The 23,714-nt window shown below is 57.7% G+C and carries 22 protein-coding genes; 5 read left to right on the top strand and 17 right to left on the bottom strand.

From position 1 onward, the window contains the following. Positions 1-15: 15 nt before the first annotated feature. Positions 16-990: an aldo/keto reductase gene (locus tag DG357_RS05210; protein ID WP_088205234.1), complete on the top strand. Its 975-nt coding sequence runs from the start codon at positions 16-18 to the stop codon at positions 988-990. A 49-nt stretch (positions 991-1,039) separates the two neighbouring features. Here the strand turns inward: DG357_RS05210 and thiL are convergent, their stop codons facing one another. The 5 genes from thiL to nrdR form a co-directional block, all read right to left on the bottom strand. Continuing rightward, complete coding sequence (gene thiL / locus DG357_RS05205; RefSeq protein WP_041911088.1) at positions 1,040-2,011, bottom strand: thiamine-phosphate kinase; 972 nt, start codon at positions 2,009-2,011, stop codon at positions 1,040-1,042. Between the two features lie 77 nt (positions 2,012-2,088). After that, a complete protein-coding gene (gene nusB / locus DG357_RS05200; protein WP_006809908.1) occupies positions 2,089-2,508 on the bottom strand; it encodes a transcription antitermination factor NusB in 420 nt (139 codons plus the stop codon). A gap of 21 nt (positions 2,509-2,529) precedes the next feature. Next, a complete protein-coding gene (ribH, locus tag DG357_RS05195; protein WP_006176874.1) occupies positions 2,530-3,000 on the bottom strand; it encodes a 6,7-dimethyl-8-ribityllumazine synthase in 471 nt (156 codons plus the stop codon). Between the two features lie 87 nt (positions 3,001-3,087). Beyond that, positions 3,088-4,191, bottom strand: coding sequence for a bifunctional diaminohydroxyphosphoribosylaminopyrimidine deaminase/5-amino-6-(5-phosphoribosylamino)uracil reductase RibD (gene ribD / locus DG357_RS05190; protein ID WP_069733284.1), 1,104 nt, complete (start codon positions 4,189-4,191; stop codon positions 3,088-3,090). Between the two features lie 4 nt (positions 4,192-4,195). Continuing rightward, the gene (nrdR, locus tag DG357_RS05185) at positions 4,196-4,645 is read right to left on the bottom strand and encodes a transcriptional regulator NrdR (protein ID WP_008503337.1); all 450 of its coding nucleotides are present in this window, start codon (positions 4,643-4,645) and stop codon (positions 4,196-4,198) included. A gap of 152 nt (positions 4,646-4,797) precedes the next feature. Between nrdR and DG357_RS05180 the strand changes: the two genes are divergently transcribed. Further along, a complete protein-coding gene (locus tag DG357_RS05180) occupies positions 4,798-5,337 on the top strand; it encodes a SadB/YajI family lipoprotein (protein ID WP_028012147.1) in 540 nt (179 codons plus the stop codon). A gap of 270 nt (positions 5,338-5,607) precedes the next feature. After that, complete coding sequence (locus DG357_RS05175) at positions 5,608-6,492, top strand: nucleoside-specific channel-forming protein Tsx (RefSeq protein ID WP_028012146.1); 885 nt, start codon at positions 5,608-5,610, stop codon at positions 6,490-6,492. 118 nt (positions 6,493-6,610) lie between these two features. On the opposite strand, the gene DG357_RS05170 is transcribed toward DG357_RS05175, so the two are convergent. From DG357_RS05170 to queA, 7 genes are all read right to left on the bottom strand, one after another. Next, complete coding sequence (locus DG357_RS05170; RefSeq protein ID WP_088205235.1) at positions 6,611-7,291, bottom strand: helix-turn-helix transcriptional regulator; 681 nt, start codon at positions 7,289-7,291, stop codon at positions 6,611-6,613. Between the two features lie 14 nt (positions 7,292-7,305). After that, entirely contained in the window at positions 7,306-7,671 is a 366-nt protein-coding gene (locus tag DG357_RS05165) for a VOC family protein (protein WP_045259891.1), read from the bottom strand. A 142-nt stretch (positions 7,672-7,813) separates the two neighbouring features. Continuing rightward, positions 7,814-8,785: a protein translocase subunit SecF gene (secF, locus tag DG357_RS05160; protein ID WP_088205236.1), complete on the bottom strand. Its 972-nt coding sequence runs from the start codon at positions 8,783-8,785 to the stop codon at positions 7,814-7,816. A gap of 10 nt (positions 8,786-8,795) precedes the next feature. Continuing rightward, the gene (gene secD, locus DG357_RS05155; RefSeq protein ID WP_072031998.1) at positions 8,796-10,643 is read right to left on the bottom strand and encodes a protein translocase subunit SecD; all 1,848 of its coding nucleotides are present in this window, start codon (positions 10,641-10,643) and stop codon (positions 8,796-8,798) included. A 27-nt stretch (positions 10,644-10,670) separates the two neighbouring features. Then, positions 10,671-11,003, bottom strand: a complete 333-nt coding sequence (yajC, locus tag DG357_RS05150; RefSeq protein WP_000007630.1) for a preprotein translocase subunit YajC — start codon at positions 11,001-11,003, stop codon at positions 10,671-10,673. Between the two features lie 22 nt (positions 11,004-11,025). Continuing rightward, positions 11,026-12,153, bottom strand: a complete 1,128-nt coding sequence (gene tgt, locus DG357_RS05145) for a tRNA guanosine(34) transglycosylase Tgt (protein WP_045259930.1) — start codon at positions 12,151-12,153, stop codon at positions 11,026-11,028. Positions 12,154-12,206: 53 nt separating this feature from the next. Further along, positions 12,207-13,277, bottom strand: a complete 1,071-nt coding sequence (gene queA, locus DG357_RS05140; protein ID WP_047367601.1) for a tRNA preQ1(34) S-adenosylmethionine ribosyltransferase-isomerase QueA — start codon at positions 13,275-13,277, stop codon at positions 12,207-12,209. 92 nt (positions 13,278-13,369) lie between these two features. Between queA and acpH the strand changes: the two genes are divergently transcribed. Continuing rightward, positions 13,370-13,951, top strand: a complete 582-nt coding sequence (gene acpH / locus DG357_RS05135) for an ACP phosphodiesterase (RefSeq protein ID WP_041911095.1) — start codon at positions 13,370-13,372, stop codon at positions 13,949-13,951. 127 nt (positions 13,952-14,078) lie between these two features. Further along, positions 14,079-14,681 (top strand): peroxiredoxin, encoded by a 603-nt coding sequence (locus tag DG357_RS05130; protein WP_008503347.1) that lies wholly within the window; start codon positions 14,079-14,081, stop codon positions 14,679-14,681. Between the two features lie 42 nt (positions 14,682-14,723). Here DG357_RS05130 and DG357_RS05125 read toward each other — a convergent pair whose 3' ends face one another. From DG357_RS05125 to brnQ, 5 genes are all read right to left on the bottom strand, one after another. After that, positions 14,724-16,109: a DUF3999 domain-containing protein gene (locus tag DG357_RS05125; protein ID WP_088205237.1), complete on the bottom strand. Its 1,386-nt coding sequence runs from the start codon at positions 16,107-16,109 to the stop codon at positions 14,724-14,726. Further along, the gene (locus DG357_RS05120) at positions 16,106-18,727 is read right to left on the bottom strand and encodes a DUF2339 domain-containing protein (protein WP_088205238.1); all 2,622 of its coding nucleotides are present in this window, start codon (positions 18,725-18,727) and stop codon (positions 16,106-16,108) included. The genes DG357_RS05125 and DG357_RS05120 overlap by 4 nt, the downstream gene beginning before the upstream one ends. 85 nt (positions 18,728-18,812) lie before the next feature. Further along, positions 18,813-20,630: a maltodextrin glucosidase gene (gene malZ, locus DG357_RS05115; RefSeq protein WP_088205239.1), complete on the bottom strand. Its 1,818-nt coding sequence runs from the start codon at positions 20,628-20,630 to the stop codon at positions 18,813-18,815. Positions 20,631-20,771: 141 nt separating this feature from the next. Further along, entirely contained in the window at positions 20,772-22,145 is a 1,374-nt protein-coding gene (gene proY / locus DG357_RS05110; RefSeq protein ID WP_088205240.1) for a proline-specific permease ProY, read from the bottom strand. 81 nt (positions 22,146-22,226) lie between these two features. Continuing rightward, positions 22,227-23,546, bottom strand: coding sequence for a branched-chain amino acid transporter carrier protein BrnQ (brnQ, locus tag DG357_RS05105; protein WP_028012134.1), 1,320 nt, complete (start codon positions 23,544-23,546; stop codon positions 22,227-22,229). Between the last annotated feature and the right edge of the window lie 168 nt (positions 23,547-23,714).

Genomic DNA, 23,714 nt, shown 5'->3' with positions numbered 1-23,714 from the left:
AGCAGGAGCGGAACCATGCAATACACGACATTAGGAAAAACGGACCTCAGGGTGTCCCGGCTTTGCCTGGGCTGCATGACCTTTGGCGAGCCTGACCGGGGAAATCACGCCTGGACGCTGCCGGAAGAGAGCAGCCGCCCTATCATCAAGCGCGCTATAGACGGCGGCATCAACTTCTTCGATACCGCCAACAGCTACTCTGACGGCAGCAGCGAAGAGATTGTGGGCCGCGCTCTGCGTGATTTTGCCCGTCGGGATGAGATTGTGGTCGCCACCAAGGTGTACTACCCGTCAGGCGATCTGGCTGAAGGCCTCTCTCGCGCGCAGATCCTGCGCTCCATTGATGACAGTCTCAGACGCCTGAACATGGATTACGTCGACCTGCTGCAAATTCACCGCTGGGATTACAACACGCCAATTGAAGAAACCCTTGAAGCGCTGAACGATGTCGTGAAAGCGGGTAAAGCGCGCTATATCGGCGCGTCGTCAATGCACGCATCTCAATTTGCTCAGGCGCTCGATCTCCAGGCGCAGCACGGCTGGGCACGCTTTGTCACCATGCAGGATCACTACAACCTGATTTACCGGGAAGAAGAACGCGAGATGCTGCCGCTCTGCTACCAGGAAGGCGTGGCGGTGATCCCGTGGAGCCCGCTGGCGCGCGGACGCTTAACCCGTCCGTGGGGAGCAACCACGGCGCGGCTGGTATCAGATGAAGTGGGTAAAAATCTTTATTCCGGTACCGAAGCCAGCGATGCGCTGATTGCCGAACGTTTAGCCGGGATCGCCGACGATATCGGCGCAACGCGCGCGCAGGTGGCGCTGGCGTGGCTGCTGGGCAAGCGGGGTGTCGCCGCACCGATTATTGGTACATCGCGGGAAGAACAGCTGGACGAGTTGTTAAGCGCGGTGGATTTATCGCTGACGCCGGAGCAGGTTGCCGAGCTGGAGACGCCGTATCAGCAGCATCCGGTGGTGGGGTTTAAGTAAACACTTGCCGGGTGGCGTGTGCTTACCCGGCAATGCTGAGCGCACAAACTTACCCGAAGTGATCGTACCCTTTCCAGTCCAGCGTAACGGGCGCACCGTCTTTCACAAACTTCAGCCCTTCACTCTCCGGCATGATCTGACCGATGCAGGTAAACTTTGCGCCAAGATGGGCCAATGCCACGTCCAGCGTTCCACGGTTCAGCTCAGGAACGGTGAAGCACAGTTCGTAATCCTCGCCACCGGATAACGCCCAGCGCAGCGCCTGCTCAGGCTCCACATGGCGAAGCAGCTGCTCCGACAGCGGGAACAGATCCAGGTCAACGCGCGCGCCCACCCCGCTGGCCTTGAGGATATGGCCGAGGTCCGAGATGAGACCGTCAGAGAGATCGATAGCCGAACTGGCCCGCTCGCGCAGCGCCTGACCGTGCAGAATACGCGGTGTCGGGCGCAGGTGGCGCTTCACCAGATACGCCGCATCGTCAGCGTCCTTCACGTTTAAGCGATCCTGAAGGATCGCCAGCCCTGCCGCGCTGTCTCCCGGCGTCCCGGTCACGTAGATCCAGTCGCCCGGTTTAGCGCCCGAGCGCTTCAGCGCGCGACCGAGCGGCACATAGCCGTGGATCGCCAGCGTCATCGACAGCGGCCCGGCAGTCGTATCGCCGCCAATCAGCTGCATATCGTAGTAGTTCAGCTGTTCAAACAGCGCATCGCTGAACGCTTCAAGCCAGGCTTCATCCACCTCCGGCAGCGTCAGGGCCAGCGTCAGCCAGGCCGGGTCGGCGCCCATTGCCGCCAGATCGCTGACGTTGACCGCCAGCGCTTTATACGCCAGATCGGCAGGATCGATATCAGGTAAGAAATGACGTCCGCACACTAAGGTGTCGGTGCTGATTGCCAGCGTCTGCTTTTCAGGAATATTGAGAAGTGCACAGTCATCGCCAATGCCGGTTTCAACATCAAGACGAGAGGTTCTGACACGGTCGAAATAACGGGCAATCAGGGAGAATTCGCCGCATGCCATACGTTATGCCTCAGCAAATAAAAGAAAAAACCGGAGCCGCACTGCCCGTCAGGCAATGCAGAACTCCGGTTTGCGGATCACTTTTTGTGGGGACGGATCGCAGGTGCGGCTTTATCAAGTACGCCGTTAACGAACTTGTGGCTGTCTTCAGCGCCGAAGGTTTTCGCCAGTTCGATCGCTTCGTTGATGGCCACTTTGTACGGCACATCATCACGTTTAGACAGCTCAAACAGCGCGATACGCAACACTGCTTTTTCCACCTGACCCAGCTCTTCGAGCAAACGGGACAGGTATGGCTTCATCAGGCCATCGAGATACGCGCTATTAGTCGCCACTCCCGACAGCAGTTCACGGAAGTACAGAACGTCAACGTCTTTCACGTCCTGTTCTGACAGGAACTGGTATTCAACATCAGCGATGTCGTTCTGGGACAACTGCCAGGAGTAAAGTGCCTGGACGGCACATTCACGGGCGCGGCGACGAGCAGCAGGTTTCACGGAATTCCCCTTACAAAAAAATCAGGCCTTAATGGCTTTCAATACATTGATCATTTCAAGCGCGGTCAGTGCAGCTTCTGCACCTTTGTTACCGGCTTTGGTGCCAGCACGTTCGATGGCTTGTTCAATACTTTCGGTGGTCAGCACGCCGAACGCGACAGGAATTTCAGCATCCTGCGCAACGTGTGCCAGACCGTTGCTTGCACCGCCCGCAACGTATTCGAAGTGCGCAGTGCCGCCACGAATAACGGTACCCAGCGCAATCACCGCGTCGTATTTACCGGTTTTCGCCAGCGCGCCCGCCGCCAGTGGCAGTTCATAAGCGCCTGGAACCCAAACAACGGTAATGTTGTCATCTTTAACCTGGCCGATACGTTTCAGGGCGTCAATCGCACCTTCCAGCAGGCTATCGTTGATGAAGTTGTTGAAACGCGCAATGGTGATGGCGACGCGAGCGTCCGGGGTAGCTACAGCAGCTTCAATAATGTTCATACTCTTCCTTTACGGGTTCATTTGGCCCCGCAGGGGGGCGGATTTTATCATAATACTTTGCGCACTGCTTCCCTATTTCGGGAGCAATTACGCTGTCTTTACATGGAGGCAGACATCCGGACCCACCGGACGAATCTCGCTGAATGTGAGTTGCGGTGCATCGGCCAGTTTTTCAAGGCCAGGCAGCACAAACAGTCCGCGCGCGTCGTGACCTAACAGTTTAGGCGCAACGTAGACGAGCAGTTCATCCACCAGCCCCGCCTGGAGCAGCGCGCCGGCGAGCGTCGGACCGGCTTCGACCCAGATACTGTTCACCTGCTGCTTGCCGAGCAACATCATCAGCACCACGAGATCCAGATGTCCGTTATGCTCCGGCACCATAATGCTGCGCACGCCTTCCGGCCATTCGCGCGTATCTTCTTTGGTGCGCGCAATCCAGGTTTCACCCGGCTGCTGCACGATGCGGTGCTCCGGGGTCACGCGGTTCTGGCTATCAATAATAATACGCAGCGGCTGGCGCAGGTTCTCCTGCGGATAAAGCGCCTGGGTATCGGCATTCAGCTCATCCCAGCGCACGGTCATGGCCGGATCGTCAGCCAGAACGGTTTCACTGCTGGTGAGGATAGCATGGCTTTGCGCGCGCAGACGTTGCACATCGCGCCTTGCCTGCGGCGAGGTGATCCACTGGCTTTCACCGTTCGCCATTGCCGTACGCCCGTCCAGCGAGGCGCCCAGCTTGAGCTGAATAAACGGGAAGCCGGTGCGCATGCGCTTCAGGAAGCCTTTGTTGATGGCTTCCGCATCTTGCATCATCAGGCCGTGGCTGACGTCGATCCCTTCCTGTTGCAGACGATACAGGCCGCGGCCCGCCACCTGCGGGTTAGGATCCTGCATAGCGGCGACCACGCGCGAAACCCCTGCCGCAATCAGCGCTTCACAGCACGGCGGCGTGCGCCCGTGGTGACTGCATGGCTCCAGCGTCACGTAGGCCGTCGCGCCTCGCGCTTTCTCCCCAGCCATACGCAGGGCATGCACTTCAGCATGCGGCTCGCCTGCGCGATAGTGAAACCCTTCCCCCACGATCTCGCCATCTTTCACGATAACGCACCCGACGTTGGGGTTAGGATGGGTGGTAAAACGACCGCGCTGCGCCAGCTTCATGGCTCGCGCCATGTACTTCTCATCCTGCATGGGCTTAATCCTGTAAGCGGGCGATCTCTTCGCCAAACTCTTTGATATCTTCGAAACTGCGGTAGACAGAGGCGAAGCGGATATAGGCGACCTTATCGAGCTTTTTCAGCTGCTCCATCACCAGGTTGCCGATCATTTTGCTCGGCACTTCACGCTCGCCCAGGCCACGCAGGTAAGATTTAATGTGGTTTAACGCCATTTCGACATCATCCGCGCTGACGGGCCGTTTTTCGAGGGCCTTCAGCATTCCGCTGCGCAGTTTCTCTTCGTTAAACGGCTCGCGCACGTCGTTACTTTTTACTACGCGCGGCATTACCAGCTCTGCAACCTCAAAGGTCGTGAAACGCTCGTTGCACACCAGACACTGCCGACGACGGCGCACAGAAGACCCTTCGCCCACAAGGCGAGAGTCGATGACTTTGGTATCCACAGCGGAGCAGAATGGGCAATGCATACGGTATCCCTGTTATCTGGTTAACTGATTTTCATTTTACCCTGATCTGGCCTGACAACAAAGGAGGAGCTTTTTTGAGATAAAGGATCTATGTCTGGCGGTACGTTGCTGGCTACCATTATGGGGATCCGTCATTTCAAGGAATAAACGCTATGACAAGACGTTACCTGAAAATTTTACTGGTGGGGAGCCTCTTCACCCTTAGTGCCTGTGCACAGCAAACCGAAGTCCGCCAGATGAAACAAAGCGTGAATACGCTCAACACGGCGATGGACAAACTGAACAAAGAAACGGTGAAGATCACCCAGCAAAACGCGCTGAACGCTAAATCCACCAGCGGGGTATATCTGCTGCCAGGAGCGAATACGCCTGCCCTGCTTAATAGCCAGATTGGCACGCTGAAGATGTCTCTGGTGAATGTGGCGGCGAATGCGGATGGTACGCGCGCAACATTACGTATTCACGGTGAGTCCAACGATCCGCTGCCCGCCTTCAGCGGCACCGTAGAGTGGGGCCAGATCCAGGGCACCACGGAGAGCTACCAGGAGGTGAATGTGAAGAACCAGCTGTTCACCGCTCCGGCCAGCGTGTTAGCGCCCAGCGATGTGGATATTCCACTTCAGCTAAGCGGACTTACGCCTGAGCAGTTAGGCTTTATCCGCATTCACGACATCCAACCTGCCGCGCAGTAATCCCTTCCTTTTGAGCGGAGTGAAATGTCACTCCGCTAACATTTACATTTCGTATGGATTGGCAACAGAAATGATTGCCGCTACAATCCCGGCCGTTTAAAGTACGCAAACGTGAACGCAATCGATTACGCGTGTGAGAGATATGTGAAACAACACATATTTTTGTGAGCAGGGATTCCTATAATAGGCACCGCAGAAACACGAAATATTTAGAAACGCAATTCGCGCATTTTTCACTCCCGGAAGGGAATTTCAATCAGTGGCATGATTATGAAAAAAACATTACTCGCAGCCGGTGCAGTTCTGGCACTGTCCTCCTCTTTCACTGTTAACGCAGCGGAAAACGAGAAACCACAATACCTCTCCGACTGGTGGCACCAGAGCGTTAACGTGGTAGGCAGCTACCACACCCGTTTCGGACCGCAGATCCGCAACGATACCTACCTGGAATATGAAGCGTTCGCCAAGAAAGACTGGTTTGATTTCTACGGCTATATGGATGCGCCTGTGTTCTTCGGTGGTAACACCGATGCAAAAGGTATCTGGAACCACGGTTCCCCACTGTTCATGGAGATTGAACCGCGCTTCTCCATCGACAAACTGACCGGTACCAGCCTGGCGTTTGGTCCGTTCAAAGAGTGGTACTTCGCGAACAACTACATCTACGACATGGGCCGCAATAAGTCTGGTCGTCAGAGCACCTGGTATATGGGTCTGGGTACTGACATTGACACCGGCCTGCCAATGAGCCTGTCCCTGAACGTTTATGCAAAATACCAGTGGCAGAACTACGGCGCAGCGAATGAAAACGAGTGGGACGGCTACCGTTTCAAAGTGAAATACTTCGTGCCAATTACCCAGCTGTGGGGCGGTAATCTGAGCTACATCGGTTTCACTAACTTTGACTGGGGCTCAGACCTGGGCGACGACGATTTCCGTGACCTGAACGGCAAGAAAGCGCGTACCAACGATTCCATCGCCTCCAGCCACATCCTGGCGCTGAACTACGATCACTGGCACTACTCTGTTGTTGCGCGTTACTGGCACAACGGTGGCCAGTGGAACGACGACGCGAGCCTGAACTTCGGTAACGGCGACTTTAGCGTCCGCTCTACCGGCTGGGGTGGTTACCTGGTCGTGGGTTACAACTTCTAATCAGTGCGGGATTGTGCGGGCTGGTGCCCTCACCCCTTCCCTCTCCCACGGGAGAGGGCGCAAACACAAAAAACGGCAACATCGTTGCCGTTTTGCTTTTACCTCGCCACCCGGCTTTTTACTGCTTCACCTTGCGCAAAAAATCCGCCAAAGACCTGTCCGCAGTCTCACTGAACCGCCTCTCCGTCATTACAACATTGAGACACCGGTCGAGCCGGAAACAGCGGTAGTCATCGCGCCGTTCACACCATGCCGCCAGCAGCCAGCGCTCCCCCCAGAAGAACAACCCCAGCGGCTGTACCTCACGTTTTGAGAGCAGCCCGGCTTCATCACGATAATGCAGCGCCAATACGCGCTGAGCGGAAATCGCCTGGTGAATCATGTCAAAATCGCTGCGGGAGTGGCTTTGCATGCAAAAATCCGGGGCGTAGATCCGCGTCTGCTCCGCCTTTCTGCGGCTCTCCTCGGGCAGAATAGCCAGCACCTTCTCCTGGGCCGACTCCAGCTCGCGCGACAGCGATTCACCTCCCCAGGTTTTGAGCAGGCGAATCGCGACCATCAGCGCTTCGGATTCCTTATTTGTCAGCATCAGCGGCGGCAGGTCAAAACCCGACATCAGCCGATATCCGCTTCCCGCCTCGCCTTCCACCGGCACGCCGGAAAGCGACAGGTCGCGGATATCGCGGTAGACCGTGCGCTCGGACACGCCAAGCCGGTCCGCCAGATGCGCTGCCGTTGTCAGACGCCTGCCCCGCAGGATTTGCACAATCTGAAACAAACGGTCAGCGCGTCGGGTCATAACGTCATTCGCTCTCAGGCAGGTTGATGAAGGCCGACGCGGTTACCCTCGCTGTCGGTAAACAGTGCGATAGTGCCGATACCATGCGGCAGCTCCAGCGGGCCAAACACGCACTCGCCGCCCGCAGAGGCAATGCGATCGAGCGTGGCCGCCAGATTGTCAGTATGCAGGTAAATAATAGCGCCCTGCAAAGAGGGCGTAACGCCGTCAAATTTTGCCAGCGCTCCTCCGGTGGCGGGATCCTCATGCGGGAAAACCGCCAGCTCGGCAATGTCCATTTTCTCGCGACGCAGCGCGAGCTGCATCACCGGCTCATAAAATTTGATGGCGCGATCCATATCCGAAACCGGAATTTCAAACCAGTTAATTACGCTTTTCATACATCCTCCTGCCTGTTGTTTGGGTTCAGAAGGAGTCTACGGCAGGGCTCCTGACAGCATACTGTCAGGAGTGTTTGTCAGGAGCAGATAAAAAAAATCCCGGTCAACAGACCGGGATTCCGATAACGCGCTAAACGTCGCCTTACGGCAGAATGGACGGCTGATCCGCCCCTTCTTTCTCGACCTTCTGCTGGAGCAGGTGCTCGCGCTTCATGCCAAGTTTCAGTGCCAGAGCGGACGCCACGTAAATAGACGACGCCGTACCGATGGAGACACCGATCAGCATGGTCAGCGAGAAGCCTTCCAGCACCGGGCCACCGAAGAGGAACAGCATCAGGATCACCATCAGGGTAGTACCAGAGGTGATCAAGGTACGATGCAGCGTCTGGGTCAACGACACGTTAAAGATTTCGTACGGCGTGCCGCGACGGATCTTACGGAAGTTTTCACGGATACGGTCAGATACCACGATACTGTCGTTCAGTGAGTAACCGATTACGGACATCAGGGATGCCACGATGGTCAGGTCAATCTCAATGTGGAACAGAGACAGTATGCCCATGGTGATCACCACGTCGTGCGCCAGGGCGATAACCACACCGGCCGCCAGTCGCCACTCGAAGCGGAAACCGACGTACACCAGGATGGAGATCAACGCCACCAGCAGCGCCATGGCGCCGGTTTGCGCCAGGTCCGCACCCACGCTCGGGCCGACGAACTCAATACGCTTGACCGCCGCGCTCTGGCTGGTGGTTTCGTTAATGACCTGTACGACCTTGCTGCCCAGCTCCTGGCTGCCGTTGGCATCGTGCACCGGCGGCATACGCACCATGATGTCGCGGCTGCTGCCGAAGTTCTGCAGCAGCGGCTCTTCAAAGCCCGCTTTCTGCAGCGATTCGCGCATCTGGTCCATATCGACCGGTTTTTCCAGGGAGATCTCGATGACCGTACCACCGGTGAAATCGAGACCCCAGTTAAAGCCTTTCACGCCCATAATGACGATGGACAGAATCAGCAGGAAACCTGAAATGCCGAAGGCCCAGTAGTCCCAGCGCATAAAGTCCCAGACTTTACGGCCGTGGTTCAATTGTTCAACAGTATATTCCTGTGCCACAACGCACTCCTCAGATAGACAGCTTTTTGACGCGCTTGCCGCCGTACAGCAGGTTCACGATGGCACGGGTGCCGACAATAGCGGTAAACATTGACGTTGCGACACCGATACCGGTGGTAATCGCAAAGCCTTTGATCGCGCCAGTACCCACTGCATACAGGATAAGAACCTTAATCAGTGTTGTTACGTTCGCATCGAAGATAGAGCTGAACGCGCCTTTGTAACCTTCATCAATCGCCTGCTGAACAGAGCGACCATTGCTCAACTCTTCTTTGATACGTTCGTTAATCAGTACGTTGGCGTCGACCGCCACCGCAAGGGTCAGAACGATACCCGCAATACCCGGCATGGTCAGCGTCGCCCCCGGCAGCAGGGACATAATGCCGATGATCAGCACCAGGTTTGCGATCAGCGCGGAGGTCGCAATCAGACCGAACTTCTTATAGAAGAAGATCATGAAGAGGATAGAGACCGCCAGACCGGCCAGACACGCTTCCAGACCCTGCTGGATGTTTTGCATACCCAGAGTTGGACCAATGGTACGTTCTTCAACAATCTGAATTGGCGCAATCAGCGCACCGGCACGCAGCAGCAGCGAGAGCTGACGCGCTTCGTTCGGGTTACTAATACCGGTAATACGGAAGCTGTTACCCAGACGAGACTGGATGTTGGCGATGTTAATCACCTCTTCCTCTTTCACCAGCACCGCACGGCCGTTTGCATCTTTCTTACCGCTGTCTTTGTACTCCACGAACAGGGTCGCCATCGGTTTGCCGATGTTGTCCTTGGTGAAGTTAGACATGATGTTACCACCCGCGCTATCCAGCGAGATGTTAACCTGCGGCTGGTTGTACTCATCCTGGCTTGAAGTGGAGTCGGTGATGTGGTCACCGGTCAGGATCACGCGCTTGTACAGCACAACCGGCTGACCTTCACGGGTCTGTTTCACTTCGGAGTCACCCGGAATACGGCCAGACGCCGCGGCAGACTGATCGACATTGGAGTTCACCAGACGGAATTCCAGCGTCGCGGTCGCACCGAGGATCTCTTTCGCACGCGCGGTATCCTGGATACCCGGCAGTTCAACCACGATACGGTCAGCACCCTGACGCTGTACCAGCGGCTCAGCCACGCCCAGCTGGTTTACACGGTTACGCAGAATGTTGATGTTCTGCTGAACGGCATATTCACGCGCTTCTTTCAGACGCGCATCGGTCATCACCGCACGCAGCTGGTTACTGCCCTGAGAGGTGATCACCAGGTCACGGTGACGTTGGGTCAGGTAATCTACAGCCTGATCGCGCGCCGCGCTGTCGCGGAACGTGATGCTCATGCCGTAGTTATCTTCTTTACGCACGGTAGTGTATGGGATGCCTTTGTCGCGCAGATCGCTGCGCAGGCTGTCGATATTCTGTTCCTGCAGCTTGCCGAGCGCGGTATCCATATCCACTTCCATCAGGAAGTGAACGCCGCCACGCAGGTCAAGACCCAGCTTCATTGGCTCTGCGTTCAGCGCAGCCAGCCAGCGAGGGGTTGCAGGAGCAAGGTTAAGCGCCACGACATATTTGTCACCCAGCACGCCCATCAGCGCTTCGCGAGCGCGGAGCTGCGTGTCGGTGGTGTCGAAGCGAGCAAGAATTGCACCCTCTTCCAGAGCCACAGACTTAGCGGTAATTTTTTCTTCTTGTAACGTTTTCTGGACCTGGATCAGCGTTTGCTCACTGGCGGCGACACCGCGCGCGCCAGTGATTTGAACGGCCGGATCCTCACCATACAGGTTGGGAAGCGCGTACAGCAGGCCGACGATAATCACGACGACCAGCATGATGTACTTCCACAAAGGATAACGGTTTAACACGGCAGTTCCCTTTGGGAAAAGTTGGGATTACAGCGCCTTCATGGTGCCTTTCGGCAGAACGGCAGCTACGAAGTCACGTTTGATAACCACTTCAGTGGTGTCGTTCAGGGCGATAGCAATGTAGCCGCTTTCAGCCACTTTGGTTACGCGGCCGACCAGACCACCGTTGGTCAGCACTTCATCGCCTTTCGCGATGGAGTCCATCAGCTTTTTGTGCTCTTTGGTACGCTTCTGCTGTGGGCGCAGGATCATGAAGTAGAAGATCAGACCGAACACAACCAGCATCAGGATCAGAGACATCGGGCTGCCCTGCGCCGGAGCACCTGTTGCCGCTACCGCATCAGAAATAAAAAAGCTCATTCAAATTCCCTCATTATTAATATTAATCAACGTTCAACGGTGGAACATCCCGCCCCTGACGTTGGTAAAAATCGGTCACGAAGCTCTCTAATTTACCCTCTTCGATAGCCTTGCGTAAACCAGACATTAAGCGCTGATAGTAGCGAAGATTATGAATCGTATTGAGACGCGCGCCCAAAATCTCATTACAACGATCGAGATGATGCAGATACGCGCGAGAATAATTGCGACAGGTATAGCAATCGCACTCGGAATCGAGCGGGCTGGTGTCACTCTTATGCTTCGCGTTACGGATTTTCACCACGCCATCGGTAACGAACAGATGACCGTTACGCGCGTTGCGGGTTGGCATCACGCAGTCGAACATATCAATGCCGCGACGTACGCCTTCCACCAGATCTTCGGGTTTACCCACACCCATCAGGTATCGTGGTTTATCCGCCGGGATTTGCGGGCAGACGTGCTCCAGAATGCGGTGCATGTCTTCCTTCGGCTCACCCACAGCCAAACCGCCGACAGCGTAGCCATCAAAACCTATCTCTACCAGACCTTTAACAGAGATATCGCGTAAATCTTCGTAAACGCTGCCCTGAATGATGCCGAACAGCGCATTTTTGTTCTGCAGGGAGTCAAAACGGTCGCGGCTGCGCTTCGCCCAGCGCAGAGACATCTCCATAGAGCGTTTCGCGTAGTCCCAGTCTGCCGGGTACGGCGTACATTCGTCGAAGATCATCACGATGTCGGAGCCGAGATCGTACTGAATCTCCATCGACTTTTCGGGATCGAGGAAAATCGGATCGCCGTTGATCGGGTTACGGAAGTGTACGCCCTGCTCGGTGATCTTGCGGATATCGCCCAGGCTGAAGACCTGGAAGCCGCCGGAGTCGGTCAGGATCGGGCCTTTCCACTGCATAAAATCGTGCAGATCGCCGTGGAGCTTCATGATCTCCTGACCTGGACGCAGCCACAGGTGGAAGGTATTGCCGAGGATAATCTGTGCGCCCGTGGCTTCAACTTCTTCCGGCGTCATCCCTTTTACGGTGCCGTACGTGCCCACAGGCATAAACGCGGGGGTTTCCACCACGCCGCGATCAAACACCAGGCGACCGCGACGCGCGCGGCCATCGGTGGTATCGAGTTCAAATTTCATTTTTTCTCCGACGTCAGAAAAACAGTCCAACGTTGTCATACGGTGCCGCGGACTTATTCCCCGACACGCTCATTCAAAGCCAGCGGATTGTACGTGATAAACATCGCGTCCCCGTAGCTAAAAAAGCGATATTTTTGTTCTACCGCAGACTTGTACGCATTCATCGTATGCTGATAACCCGCAAACGCAGAGACCAGCATAATCAGCGTCGATTCAGGCAGATGGAAGTTGGTCACCAGCGCGTCAATCACTTTGTACTGATAGCCCGGGTAGATGAAGATCTGCGTATCGCCAAAGAACGGCTCGATAAGATCGCGCTTTGCAGCCTGCGCAGCGCTTTCCAGTGAACGCACGGACGTCGTACCGACGGCCACGACGCGGCTACCGCGCGCTTTCGCCGCCAGCACCGCGTCCACCACATCCTGCGGCACTTCGGCATACTCGGAGTGCATGATGTGGTCTTCAATGCTGTCCACGCGCACCGGCTGGAAAGTGCCCGCGCCGACGTGCAGCGTCACAAACGCCATCTCAACGCCCTTCGCGCGCAGCTTTTCCAGCAGCGGTTCATCAAAGTGCAGACCTGCGGTTGGTGCCGCGACCGCGCCAGGCTTCTGGCTGTAGACGGTCTGGTACAGCTCGCGATCGGCCTCTTCGTCCGGGCGCTCAATGTACGGCGGCAGCGGCATATGGCCGATGGCGTTCAGGATGTCGAGCACCGTGCGCTCGTCGTCGAACGCCACCTCGAACAGCGCGTCGTGGCGCGCGGTCATGGTCGCCTTGATGCTTTCGTCATCACCCAGCAGCAGCTCCGCGCCCGGCTTCGGCGCTTTGGAAGCGCGAATATGTGCCAGAATACGTTTATCATCGAGCATACGTTCGACCAGCACTTCAATCTTGCCGCCGCTGGCCTTACGGCCAAACAGGCGCGCCGGGATCACGCGGGTATTGTTAAAGACCAGCAGATCGCCAGGGTTGAGCTTGTCGAGCAAATCGGTGAAAGTACCGTGCGTCAGCTCGCCCGTTGGCCCATCCAGTGACAGTAAGCGACAGCTGCTGCGCTCAGGCATGGGATAGTGAGCAATCAGGGATTCAGGTAGTTCAAAGGAGAAATCGGCGACGCGCATGACGTATACTCGTGACTTAAAAACAGGCGGCATAGTCTAGTGCTCACACCCTTTTGCTGCAACAACTAGCCGCCACTGGACAAATAAAACGCATGAATTTTCTCGCTCACCTGCATCTCGCTCACCTCGCTGACAGCTCCCTTTCCGGCAATTTGCTGGCCGATTTCGTGCGCGGCAACCCCGCTGAAGCGTATTCTCCCGAGGTTGTCGACGGGATTTTTATGCACCGCCGCATTGATGTCATCACTGATAATCTGCCCGAGGTGACGGAAGCGAAAGCGTGGTTTCGCCCTGAAACGCGCCGCGTTGCGCCGATCACGCTCGACGTGATGTGGGACCACTTCCTGTCTCGCCACTGGGAACAGCTCTCGCCGGAGATGCCGTTGCCGGCGTTTGTGCGCTACGCCCACCAGCAGGTGTCGATCATTTTGCCCGACTCGCCGCCGCGCTTTGTGAATCTGAATAACTACCTGTGGTCGGAACGCTGGCTGGAGCGCTATCGCGAGATGGACTTTATCCAGAATGTCTTGAATGGCATGGCGAGCCGTCGCCCGCGGCTGGATGCGCTGCGCGACTCCTGGTACGACCTGGATGAGCATTACGATGCGCTGGAGAGCCAATTCTGGCAGTTCTATCCGCGCATGATGGCGCAGGCGAAAAACAAGCAGCTCTGACAGCACGATCATTGATAGGTAAAAGCTGGCGGAACGATTGTCACCACCTCTTTGTCTTATCCACCAACACTCTCTATACTGGCTCGCGTTGCGTTCCAAATAACCTTAGTATCTACAGGAGAATCATATGGTTCTGGTAACTCGTCCGGCTCCGGATTTTACAGCTGCAGCAGTTCTGGGCAACGGTGAAATCGTTGAAAACTTCAACTTCAAACAGCACACCAACGGTAAAGCGACCGTTCTGTTCTTCTGGCCAATGGACTTCACTTTCGTTTGCCCGTCTGAGCTGATCGCGTTCGACAAACGTTATGAAGAATTCCAGAAGCGTGGCGTGGAAGTGGTTGGCGTCTCCTTCGACTCTGAATTTGTACACAACGCATGGCGTAACACCCCTGTCGACAAAGGCGGCATCGGTGCGGTGAAATACGCAATGGTTGCGGACATCAAACGCGAAATCCAGCAGGCTTACGGTATCGAACATCCGGACGCTGGCGTTGCGCTGCGCGGTTCCTTCCTGATCGACGCAAACGGCATCGTTCGTCACCAGGTTGTGAACGATCTGCCGCTGGGCCGTAACATCGACGAAATGCTGCGCATGGTTGACGCGCTGCAGTTCCACGAAGAGCACGGCGAAGTGTGCCCGGCTCAGTGGGAAAAAGGTAAAGAAGGTATGGCTGCGTCCCCAGACGGCGTTGCTAAATACCTGTCTGAGAACGTATCCAGCCTGTAATCGGCACGGTTTACGAAGAAGGCCCGCTTATGCGGGCCTTTTTTATGCCTTACGCTGCGTCTCTCGCCAGATGCGCCAGGCCATTCCCGCCAGCAGAATTACGCCCGCAATTAGCACGCCCCACACCAGCAGCGCGTTCATCCGGCTCTCCCGCTCGGACGCAGAGGTAGCGGTCAGACGCCCCTCGCCACCTAACGCGACATCATCCAGAATGTCGGCCTGCGGCAGGCGCTCCATATCATAGGTTTTGCGCAGGTCGGCGGGGATCAGCATGTCAGGTTCCACGCTGGCAGGCTTTGCAGCGCCATTGCCCCAGGCAAGCACGTACGGCGCTTTTCCCTGCGCGTTGAACACCAGGTCATAGCGGTCACGATGCCCGGTGACGCCCGGCAGATATTCCGGCAGGCGCGCATTCAGCGTCGTGATTTTCACCGCCTGCACCAGGCCTCCGCTAAGCGAAACCGGTGGAGACGTTTTGCCCTCCAGACGGTAAAGCACCTCTTTTTTCAGGGGGTGCCATGTGTCTTTTTCCGTACTCCGCCACGCTATCTCGACGGGAAGGACGCCGTCGCCATTCAGTAAAATGCTGATAGCACTCAGCGGCTGCGGCTGCGCCCAGTGCCACTGCGCTTCGCTTGTCGATAGCTGCTCCCCTACCCCCTCAAGAGCGATCGCGTCCGGCGTCGCCCGCACAGGAGCGCTAATCGCGTTAACGCCGGTTAAGGTCACCCCCTGGCTCTGAGCATTCAGCACAACCAGGAGATAGCGATTCGTATCGGGAGACAAAACGATATCGGTATCGATCCGATCGAGCTTAAGACGATCCTGCCCGCTCATCACGTCCAGCAGCGGCATATCCTCGCGCAGGGTATACCAGCGCTTAAGATCCTCGCTGTAATAGACCGACGCCGTTCCCTGCCACGGCGCCTGAGGGGTATTCCAGAGCAGCTGCAGCTGGGACAGGGCAATCTCACCCGTAGCCTGCTCCGGCAGGGTCAGCAGATAATGCTGCCCGGCTGCGGCGGCTTTTTGCCCCTCCAGCACAATCTCTACGCCGTTTCCGGAACGGAGCAGGATCTTATCGCTGCCCTCATCCCCACGCGCAGGCGCAAGCGGTGAGGCGTCCAGAGGAAAGAGGCGCAGCGCCGTGGATTGCGCTGCCACCTGCGGACGCGTCGCGGTGACCAGGCTGAAAGGAACCGGCTCGCCCGACTGGTTAAAGACGCGAACGTCATGCAGATCCGGCGACGTGCTCTGCGTATAGACGGCGAGCGGCAGCGTCACCCGATACCACTGGGAAGGAGCAGACGTATCCAGCGAGCGGCCAAAGGCATAGTCCCGGGGCGATTCCGTTTGTACCTCGTCGCAGAACACCGGGCCTGCAAGCGCCAGCAGAGCGGTACAAGCTACCGCTTTCATCCATTTCATTTTTCATCTCCTGTTTTGGGCGGTAGCGGCGAGAAATACCCCACGATCAGCACCAGTATTGCCACGCCGATAAACGCCACCGCACGAGACAGACCGCCTCCACCCGCGCTGTCCACCAGCATCAGTTTAACCATCACCACGCCCAGCAGCGCGGCACCGCCAAGCCACTCCTGACGGGAAGCCCTACGGGTGGCGTGGACCATGATCACCAGCGCGCTCAGCATCCAGAACAGGGCAAACGAGGTCTGGATCAGCCGCGAATCCCACAGCGACGCCATATTCCAGGCCACGTCGCCGTACCAGGCCAGGGCGCGCATCAGCGCACCGTTAAGCCACCAGAAGCCAAACGCCATAATCGCGACGGCAGGCCACGGACGGGCCAGCGAGAGCTGCGTCGGGTAGTAGCGATCCACCGCCCGGTAAAAGACCACCAGCCCCAGCAGCGCAAACGCCGCGCCTTCTTCAAGCGGGTTCACCAGCGGCAGCCAGGTCTGACGATAAACCACGCCGTCCTGGAAATTGGTCACCACCAGCAATACCAGCAGCGCCGCGAGCACGGGGATCGGTGCTATGCACGCGTAGAGCGCGGGCCACTCCCGGAACGGCCACCCGCGACGGCGCACCGCAGCAGAGAGCGCCATAATCACCCCGCCGCCTGCGGCCATCGCCAGCCCGCTGCCCCAGGCCGCCATGCCCCACGGCAGTGACCGGGCAAACCAGTAAAGCTCCGCCGCCAGCGCCAGTAAAATCATCCAGAACAGCGACAGATGGAGCCCCATAGAGATGCGCGGCGCTAAACGGGCACCGTCGCGCCGCAGCAGCATCAGCGCGGCGGGAAGCGCAATACCCCAGGCCAGATTTGACCAGCCGGCGGCAAACATCTGCTGGTGCGAGAGCTGATAGCCCACCATCACCAGCATCAGCGACCACAGCAGCCATTTGCTGGCATCCAGCTCCCGCCACGCCAGACTAGCGGCAGCCTGACGCCAGCCCCAGACCGACGCCGCCGTCAGCGCCAGCACGCCTGCCAGAACAGGCAGTTCCTGCTTCAACACCAGCCGCGACGCGCCAAATAGCGCCACGAGCCAGAACAGCAGCCCGCCTGCCAGCAGCGCCCAGCTAACCGGCAGAAAGAGGTTCCGCCACAGCCAGGCCGCAGCCAGCCAGCAAAGGCTGAGGATGGCGAAGATAAGCAGCAGGCTCAGCGGAGTAACGCCGTTCATCTGCGCCCACAGCGCGCTGCCGAGCGCCAGCACCAGCAGCGCCGTCCCGCTATAGCTCATGCGCCGCTGGTGCTGCTGCACGCCCAGCCAGAGGATGCCCAGCCCCTCCAGCGCCCAGGCCATCGCCGTCCACCGCGCGGAGAGCGCGAGCGGAATCGCAAGCGTGGCAAACCCGCCGCCGATCGCCAGCGCCGCCATCACCAGCGGTCGCCCGATGGACGGATAGCGGCGCAGCGCAAGGAAAGCGAGGGCAAGATAAAATGCGCCGTATCCCAAAGCGCTCAGGGCCGGACCATATTCCCAGTGCCGGGTCATACCGTACTGCATCCCAAAGCCTATCAGCGGCGGGGCAAACAGCAGCACGCCGTCAATAATCTGCTTTCCTTTTTCCTGCGCCCGCAGCGACAGCGCCACGCTCAGCACGCCGAATATCAGCGTATTGGCAATCAGGAACAGCTGGCAGATCCAATAGTCTTCAGGCTGGTACTCACTTAGCCCCCACAGGCCGCCCACGCCAAAGGTAAAGAGCAGCCCGAGCAGGTTGAGCTCGCGCCAGTGCTGCCAGATGCTGATGGCGAGAATGCCGATGGAAAGCAGGAGATAGAAGGAAAACAGCGCCACAAAGCTGCCGCCCCCGGTAGATAGCAGCAGCGGCGCAAGATACCCGCCGAGGCTCGCCAGCATGGCAAGGCTCAGCGCTTTCTGCAGCACGGCCAGCCCAACGCTCGCGGCGCAAATCACCACCAGTAGCGCAAAGGCCAGCGTCATCGGCAGCATCTGCCAGAGCCGGAAGGCGCCAAAGACCGTCAGGTAGAGAATGCCCGTCGCCCCGCCCTGTAAGATAAGCGCGTAGATCGGCTGCTTGTGCCGCAGCCGCCACCCAACCGCCAGCAGCACGATGGCAAACAGCGCCGTCGCCACCAGGCGTAGCTCAAGCGGGAATAGGGAGTGTTCAACGGTATAGCGCAGCAGGAAAGAGAGGCCGAGGAAGAGCAGCAGAATGCCAAGCTTCGCCAGGGGATTACCCTGCATAAACCAGCGCGTCAGCGACGTCACAATGCCGCCAAAGGCAGATGGCTGTTTAGCCGCAGGCGCAGGGGCCGGAGCGGGTTTTGCCTCGGCTGCGGGAATGTCGGGACGCCAGGGATCGACAGGCGCGGGCGCGTCCTCAGCCACAGGCGCGGTCACGACAGCCGGAGTGACCGCTTGCACCTGTTCTGTCTCCGGCGCTACCTGAACTGCGCCGCGCTGCTCAAGCACCTCAATGCGCTGGCGTAGCCGGGCGATCTCCTGCTGCGCCGCCGTGCTTCGATTAAACCCGATAACCGCAAGCACGGGCGCAACCAGCAGCGCAAAAACCAGGAATAAACAGCCAAGGATGTAAAGCTCGTCCATGTTTCCACCTTCACCGTAAACGATCCGTTAAGATTGACACAAATCGTTGCATTTGCGCCATCTTAAAAGGGGAAACTTTAGCGCATTAGCTGCCGAGCCAGACCGTCGCGGATACCGCAGGCAGCGCGAGCACGCCATCCTGTATCGTCGCCTTGCCCTCTTTGTTCGTCCACGTCGCCACCTTAAGCAGCGGCGAATCATCCAGCACTACTTCGCAGGCCTCGCCCCGGTTAATCGCCACCAGTACGCGCTGCTGATTATAGACGCGGACAAAGACCACCACATTATCGTGGGCGTACGCCACCTGACAGCCGCCGTAGCGCAGGGCGAGACTCTGTTTGCGCAGCTTCGCCAGCCGCTGATACAGGCTGAACAGCACCTTATCCTGTTTCTCTGCCTCCCACGGGAAGGTTTTGCGGCAGAACGGATCGTTGTTGCCGTCCAGCCCCACTTCGTCTCCGTAGTAAATGCACGGTACGCCCGGCCAGGTGAAGAGCCAGGTGACCGCCAGCGGCAGACGCGCCACATCCTTGCCGAGCAGGGATTTAAAGCGCGCGGTGTCGTGGCTATCGAGCTGGTTAAACATCCGCAGCTGCTGCTGATGCGACAGGCCAGCGCGATAGTTATCCATCCACGCGGCGCAGGTTTCGGCGTCGATATGGTTCGGATCGTAGGAGATATCGGTGTTAGCCAGGAATCCCCACAGCGGGAAGGTAAAGCCGCGATAGTTCATCGCCGCATCTTCGGCATCGTTTTGCAGCCACTGGCGCGCGTCGCCAAAGTGTTCGCCAAAGACAAACGCCTCCGGCTGAGCCGCTTTCGTCGAACGCGCGATCCCGGCCACGTGCTGAAGGTTATTTCGCGCCCCGCCCGCTTCACCGAGCATATGCACCACGTCCAGACGCCAGCCGTCCATATTCCACGGCGCCTTCAGCCAGTAACGCACGATGCTGTCTTCCCCGCCGTAAATCTCGCTCACCAGTGACGGCGACTGGAAGTCCAGCTTCGGCAGGCTCGCGTAGCCCAGCCAGTCCAGCGCGCGGCCCTCCTCGCTAAAGCTGTACCAGTCGCGCTGCGGCGAATCCGGGTTATGGCACGCCCCGCCCATCGACTGGTTATGACGGTCAAACCACGCGTGCGAATCTCCGCTGTGGTTGAAGACACCGTCCAGAATGAGGCGCATGCCTTCTTTTTGGGTGTTCTTACGCAGGCGCAGCAGCGCCTCGTCGCCGCCAAACTGCGCGTCAACGTGGCGATAATCTTCGGTATCGTATTTGTGTACGCTCGGGGCTTTAAACACCGGGTTAAGATACAGCGCCGTCACGCCGAGTTTTTTCAGGTACGGCAGCTTTTCGCTGATGCCGTCGAGATCGCCGCCGTAGAACGTCGAGCCGCCCGCCTGCGCCGTCACCGGTTCATCCCATTTTTTCAGGATGATGTCGTGACCCGCGGCATGATGGTAATAGACCTTGTCCTGGCCGGCGGTGCGTTTTTCGCTGCGCGCAAAGCGGTCCGGGAAAATCTGATAAAAGACCTGATCGTTAACCCACTGCGGGCCGTTATCCGGGTAATCGACGGCAAACTGCTCCAGCCGGGCCGGTGGGAAACGGCTAAACCCCTGCGGGGTAAACCACAGCTGGCGGTTGTTCCATAAAAGCTTAAAGCTATAGCGACGGCGCGGCTGCCCGCTGCGCAAATCGATATTCGCCCGCCACGCCGTAATCCCCGGCTGCGGCTGGCTGCGCAGCTTGTGCATTTTCAGCCCGGTCTCTTCGTTATCAATTTCGGCGCGGAGCGTCACGCGTTCCGGCTGATTTTCCCCCGCCAGCCAGAGCGTAATCACAAGGTTGTCTTTGTTTTGCTTAACAAATGGGGCAACCGGAAGGTGCCAGGCGTTTAACATCACGAATCCCCTCTGATGAAATTGACGTCACCTTGCCACAGGGTGGTTAAGGATAGCTCACCATGACGAGATTTATTGGGGGAGGAGGACGGGGGAGGAGGCAAAAATCCCCTCTCCCGCGAGGGAGGGGGGATAAAAATATTACTGTGCTTCTGCCAATTGACGGTCACGGCGGCACTTAAACACCCAGCCGATCAGCAGCAGAACGATCCACGCACAGCCCACGTACAGGGAAATGCGGGTATCCGGATGGTAGCCAATCAGGCCAATGATAAACACCAGGAAGATCAGCCCGACCACGGTCGTCGCCACCCCGCCCGGCACCTTAAACTTCAGCGCTTTCGCCTCATCCGGCGACAGACGGCGGCGGAAGGCAATCTGCGACATCAGGATCATGATCCACACCCACACGGTCGCGAAAGTCGCCAGGGACGCAATCACCAGGAAGACGTTCTCCGGCATGATGTAGTTCAGGTAAACCGAGAACAGCAGCGCTACGGTCATCACCACCACCGTCACCCACGGCGTACCGCGGCGTGAAGTTTTGGCGAACACCTTCGGCGCGCTGCCCTGCTCCGCCATGCCGTGCAGCATGCGGCCCACGCCAAAGACGTCACTGTTGATGGCCGAAAGCGACGCGGTCAGCACCACAAAGTTCAAAATGCTGGCAGCAAAGGCAATGCCCATATGCTGGAAGGTCAGGACAAACGGGCTACCGTTAGTGCCTACCTGGTTCCACGGGTAGATGGACATAATCACGAACAGCGTACCCACGTAGAACACCAGAATACGCATCGGTACCGAGTTGATGGCGCGCGGAATGGATTTCTCCGGATCTTTCGCTTCCCCGGCGGTGATGCCGATAATCTCGATGCCGCCGTAGGCGAACATTACCATCTGTAGCGACATCACCATCCCGAGCCAGCCGTTGCTGAAGAAGCCGCCATTGCTCCAGAGGTTATGGATGCCGGTCGGCTGGCCGCCGTTGCCAATCCCCCAGATGATGATCCCGAAACCCGCCACAATCATGATGATGATGGTCGCGACCTTGAAGAAGGAGAACCAGAACTCCAGCTCGCCGAACACCTTCACGCTCATCAGATTGACGGCGCAAATGAGCAACACCACGCTCAGCACCCAGATCCAGTGCGGCACCGCCGGGAACCAGACGCCCATGTAGATGCCGAATGCGGTTACGTCGGCAATCGCCACAATCAAAATTTCGAAGCAGTAGGTCCAGCCGGTGATAAACCCGGCCAGCGGGCCGAGGTTTTCCTGCGCGTAGCGGGAGAAGGAGCTGGCAGACGGGTTGTGAACCGACATTTCGCCGAGGGCGCGCATGATGATATACGCCGCCACGCCGCCGATGATGTACGCCAGCAGCACGCTTGGACCGGCCATTTTGATGGCATCTGCCGAGCCATAAAAAAGACCGGTGCCGATAGCAGAGCCCAGCGCCATAAAGCGGATGTGGCGCGTGCTCAATCCACGTTTAAGTTTGTTAGTGCTTTCCATTTAAATCTTGCCATTCAACACGAAAAAAACAAAAAACCACGGGGCCTTAAGCCCCGTGGTTAAACAGTTTGTTGCCGTTGATTAATGAGCGTTCGATGTGACCTGACGCCCTGCAGCACGGTCCCAGATAACCGCCAGAACCAGTGCAACAACGGTAGGCATCAGCCAGGCCAGGCCCTGCTCGGACAGCGGCAGACGCTGTGTCCAGGCTGGCAGAATTTCAGCGAACGCTGATGCTTTAATCCCGTCAAGGATACCAAAAATCAGGCTGATAAACATGGCTGGCGCAATAATTCGTGAGGAGTTATGCCACCACGGACGGGTGAAGCTCAGCACCACCAGCACGATGCACGGCGGATAGATCGCCGTCAGCACCGGAATAGAGACCTGAATCAGGTGGCTCAGACCGAGGTTAGACACCGCCATCGAGAAGATACCGAGGATAAACACCAGGGTACGGTAAGAGAGCGGCAGATACTGCGCAAAGAACTCTGCGCAGGCGCAGGTCAGGCCAACCGCGGTTACCAGACACGCCAGGAAGATCAGCGCCGCCAGCAGCATGCTGCCCGCCCCACCGAAGGTGTGCTGAACGTAAGCGTGCAGGATAGCCGCACCGTTCGCGTTCTGATCAACCAGCATCGCGCTGTCAGAGCCCAGGCGGAACAGCGCCAGATACAGCAGCGTCAGGCCCACACCGGCCATCAGGCCAGCCCAGATGGTATAACGGGTCAGCAAACGCGCTTCGGTCACGCCGCGGGAACGCGCGGCGTTAACGATAACGATACCAAACACCATCGCGCCCAGCGTATCCATCGTCAGGTAGCCGTTCACAAAGCCGTTAGAGAACGCGGCGTTTTTATAGGCATCCATCGCGTCGCTAATCGGGCCGGCTGGCCAGATGATGGCCGCCACGGCCAGCACGATCAGCGCTACAATTTTCAGCGGCGCCAGGAAGTTACCTACCGTGTCCAGCAGCTTGCCCGGATAGAGGGAAACCAGAATCACGATGGCGAAATAAATCAGGCTGTAGATGAACAGCGGCATCGCGCCGTCGCCGGTCAGCGGGGCGATGCCCACTTCGAAGGAAACGGTCGCGGTACGCGGAGTGGCAAACAGCGGACCAACGGCCAGATAGCAGACGGTAGCCAGCAGAACGCCAGCCACTTTGCCAATCGGGGTGCTAAGGCTATCCACGCCGCCACCGACTTTCGCCAGTGCGATAACGGTCAGTACCGGCAGGCCCACGGCAGTAATCAGGAAACCAAACGCGGCGGTCCAGACGTGTTCACCCGCCTGTAAGCCAACCATTGGAGGGAAAATGATGTTGCCTGCGCCAACGAACAGCGCAAATGTCATAAAGCCCAGCGCGATAATGTCACGCGATTTTAAGTGATGGGTCATAAAACCTTACTGCCTGTGGATGTGGTGTTGAAAACGTTGAGATTTTTCGATTTCCCTGACGGGACGATACAGCCGAAAATTTGCTCAATTTCAGCGGGAAATGCTCCCGTCCTGGCGTGGAGAAGAATAGTTTTTCGATTTACCACGCAAATACAGTCGGTCTGACAG

The sequence above is a fragment of the Enterobacter bugandensis genome, assembly GCF_900324475.1.
Lineage (GTDB): Bacteria > Pseudomonadota > Gammaproteobacteria > Enterobacterales > Enterobacteriaceae > Enterobacter > Enterobacter bugandensis.
Note: the sequence above shows the minus strand (reverse complement) of the source record. Positions and strands in the feature narration are given on the sequence as shown.

Bases quoted from the DNA above. Each gene is read 5' to 3' on its own strand.
- DG357_RS05210 (WP_088205234.1), top strand. From the start codon at position 16: ATGCAATACACGACATTAGGAAAAACGGACCTCAGGGTGTCCCGGCTT.
- thiL (WP_041911088.1), bottom strand. From the start codon at position 2,011: ATGGCATGCGGCGAATTCTCCCTGATTGCCCGTTATTTCGACCGTGTC.
- ribH (WP_006176874.1), bottom strand. From the start codon at position 3,000: ATGAACATTATTGAAGCTGCTGTAGCTACCCCGGACGCTCGCGTCGCC.
- ribD (WP_069733284.1), bottom strand. From the start codon at position 4,191: ATGCAGGATGAGAAGTACATGGCGCGAGCCATGAAGCTGGCGCAGCGC.
- nrdR (WP_008503337.1), bottom strand. From the start codon at position 4,645: ATGCATTGCCCATTCTGCTCCGCTGTGGATACCAAAGTCATCGACTCT.
- DG357_RS05180 (WP_028012147.1), top strand. From the start codon at position 4,798: ATGACAAGACGTTACCTGAAAATTTTACTGGTGGGGAGCCTCTTCACC.
- DG357_RS05175 (WP_028012146.1), top strand. From the start codon at position 5,608: ATGAAAAAAACATTACTCGCAGCCGGTGCAGTTCTGGCACTGTCCTCC.
- DG357_RS05170 (WP_088205235.1), bottom strand. From the start codon at position 7,291: ATGACCCGACGCGCTGACCGTTTGTTTCAGATTGTGCAAATCCTGCGG.
- DG357_RS05165 (WP_045259891.1), bottom strand. From the start codon at position 7,671: ATGAAAAGCGTAATTAACTGGTTTGAAATTCCGGTTTCGGATATGGAT.
- yajC (WP_000007630.1), bottom strand. From the start codon at position 11,003: ATGAGCTTTTTTATTTCTGATGCGGTAGCGGCAACAGGTGCTCCGGCG.
- tgt (WP_045259930.1), bottom strand. From the start codon at position 12,153: ATGAAATTTGAACTCGATACCACCGATGGCCGCGCGCGTCGCGGTCGC.
- queA (WP_047367601.1), bottom strand. From the start codon at position 13,277: ATGCGCGTCGCCGATTTCTCCTTTGAACTACCTGAATCCCTGATTGCT.
- acpH (WP_041911095.1), top strand. From the start codon at position 13,370: ATGAATTTTCTCGCTCACCTGCATCTCGCTCACCTCGCTGACAGCTCC.
- DG357_RS05130 (WP_008503347.1), top strand. From the start codon at position 14,079: ATGGTTCTGGTAACTCGTCCGGCTCCGGATTTTACAGCTGCAGCAGTT.
- DG357_RS05125 (WP_088205237.1), bottom strand. From the start codon at position 16,109: ATGAAATGGATGAAAGCGGTAGCTTGTACCGCTCTGCTGGCGCTTGCA.
- DG357_RS05120 (WP_088205238.1), bottom strand. From the start codon at position 18,727: ATGGACGAGCTTTACATCCTTGGCTGTTTATTCCTGGTTTTTGCGCTG.
- malZ (WP_088205239.1), bottom strand. From the start codon at position 20,630: ATGTTAAACGCCTGGCACCTTCCGGTTGCCCCATTTGTTAAGCAAAAC.
- proY (WP_088205240.1), bottom strand. From the start codon at position 22,145: ATGGAAAGCACTAACAAACTTAAACGTGGATTGAGCACGCGCCACATC.
- brnQ (WP_028012134.1), bottom strand. From the start codon at position 23,546: ATGACCCATCACTTAAAATCGCGTGACATTATCGCGCTGGGCTTTATG.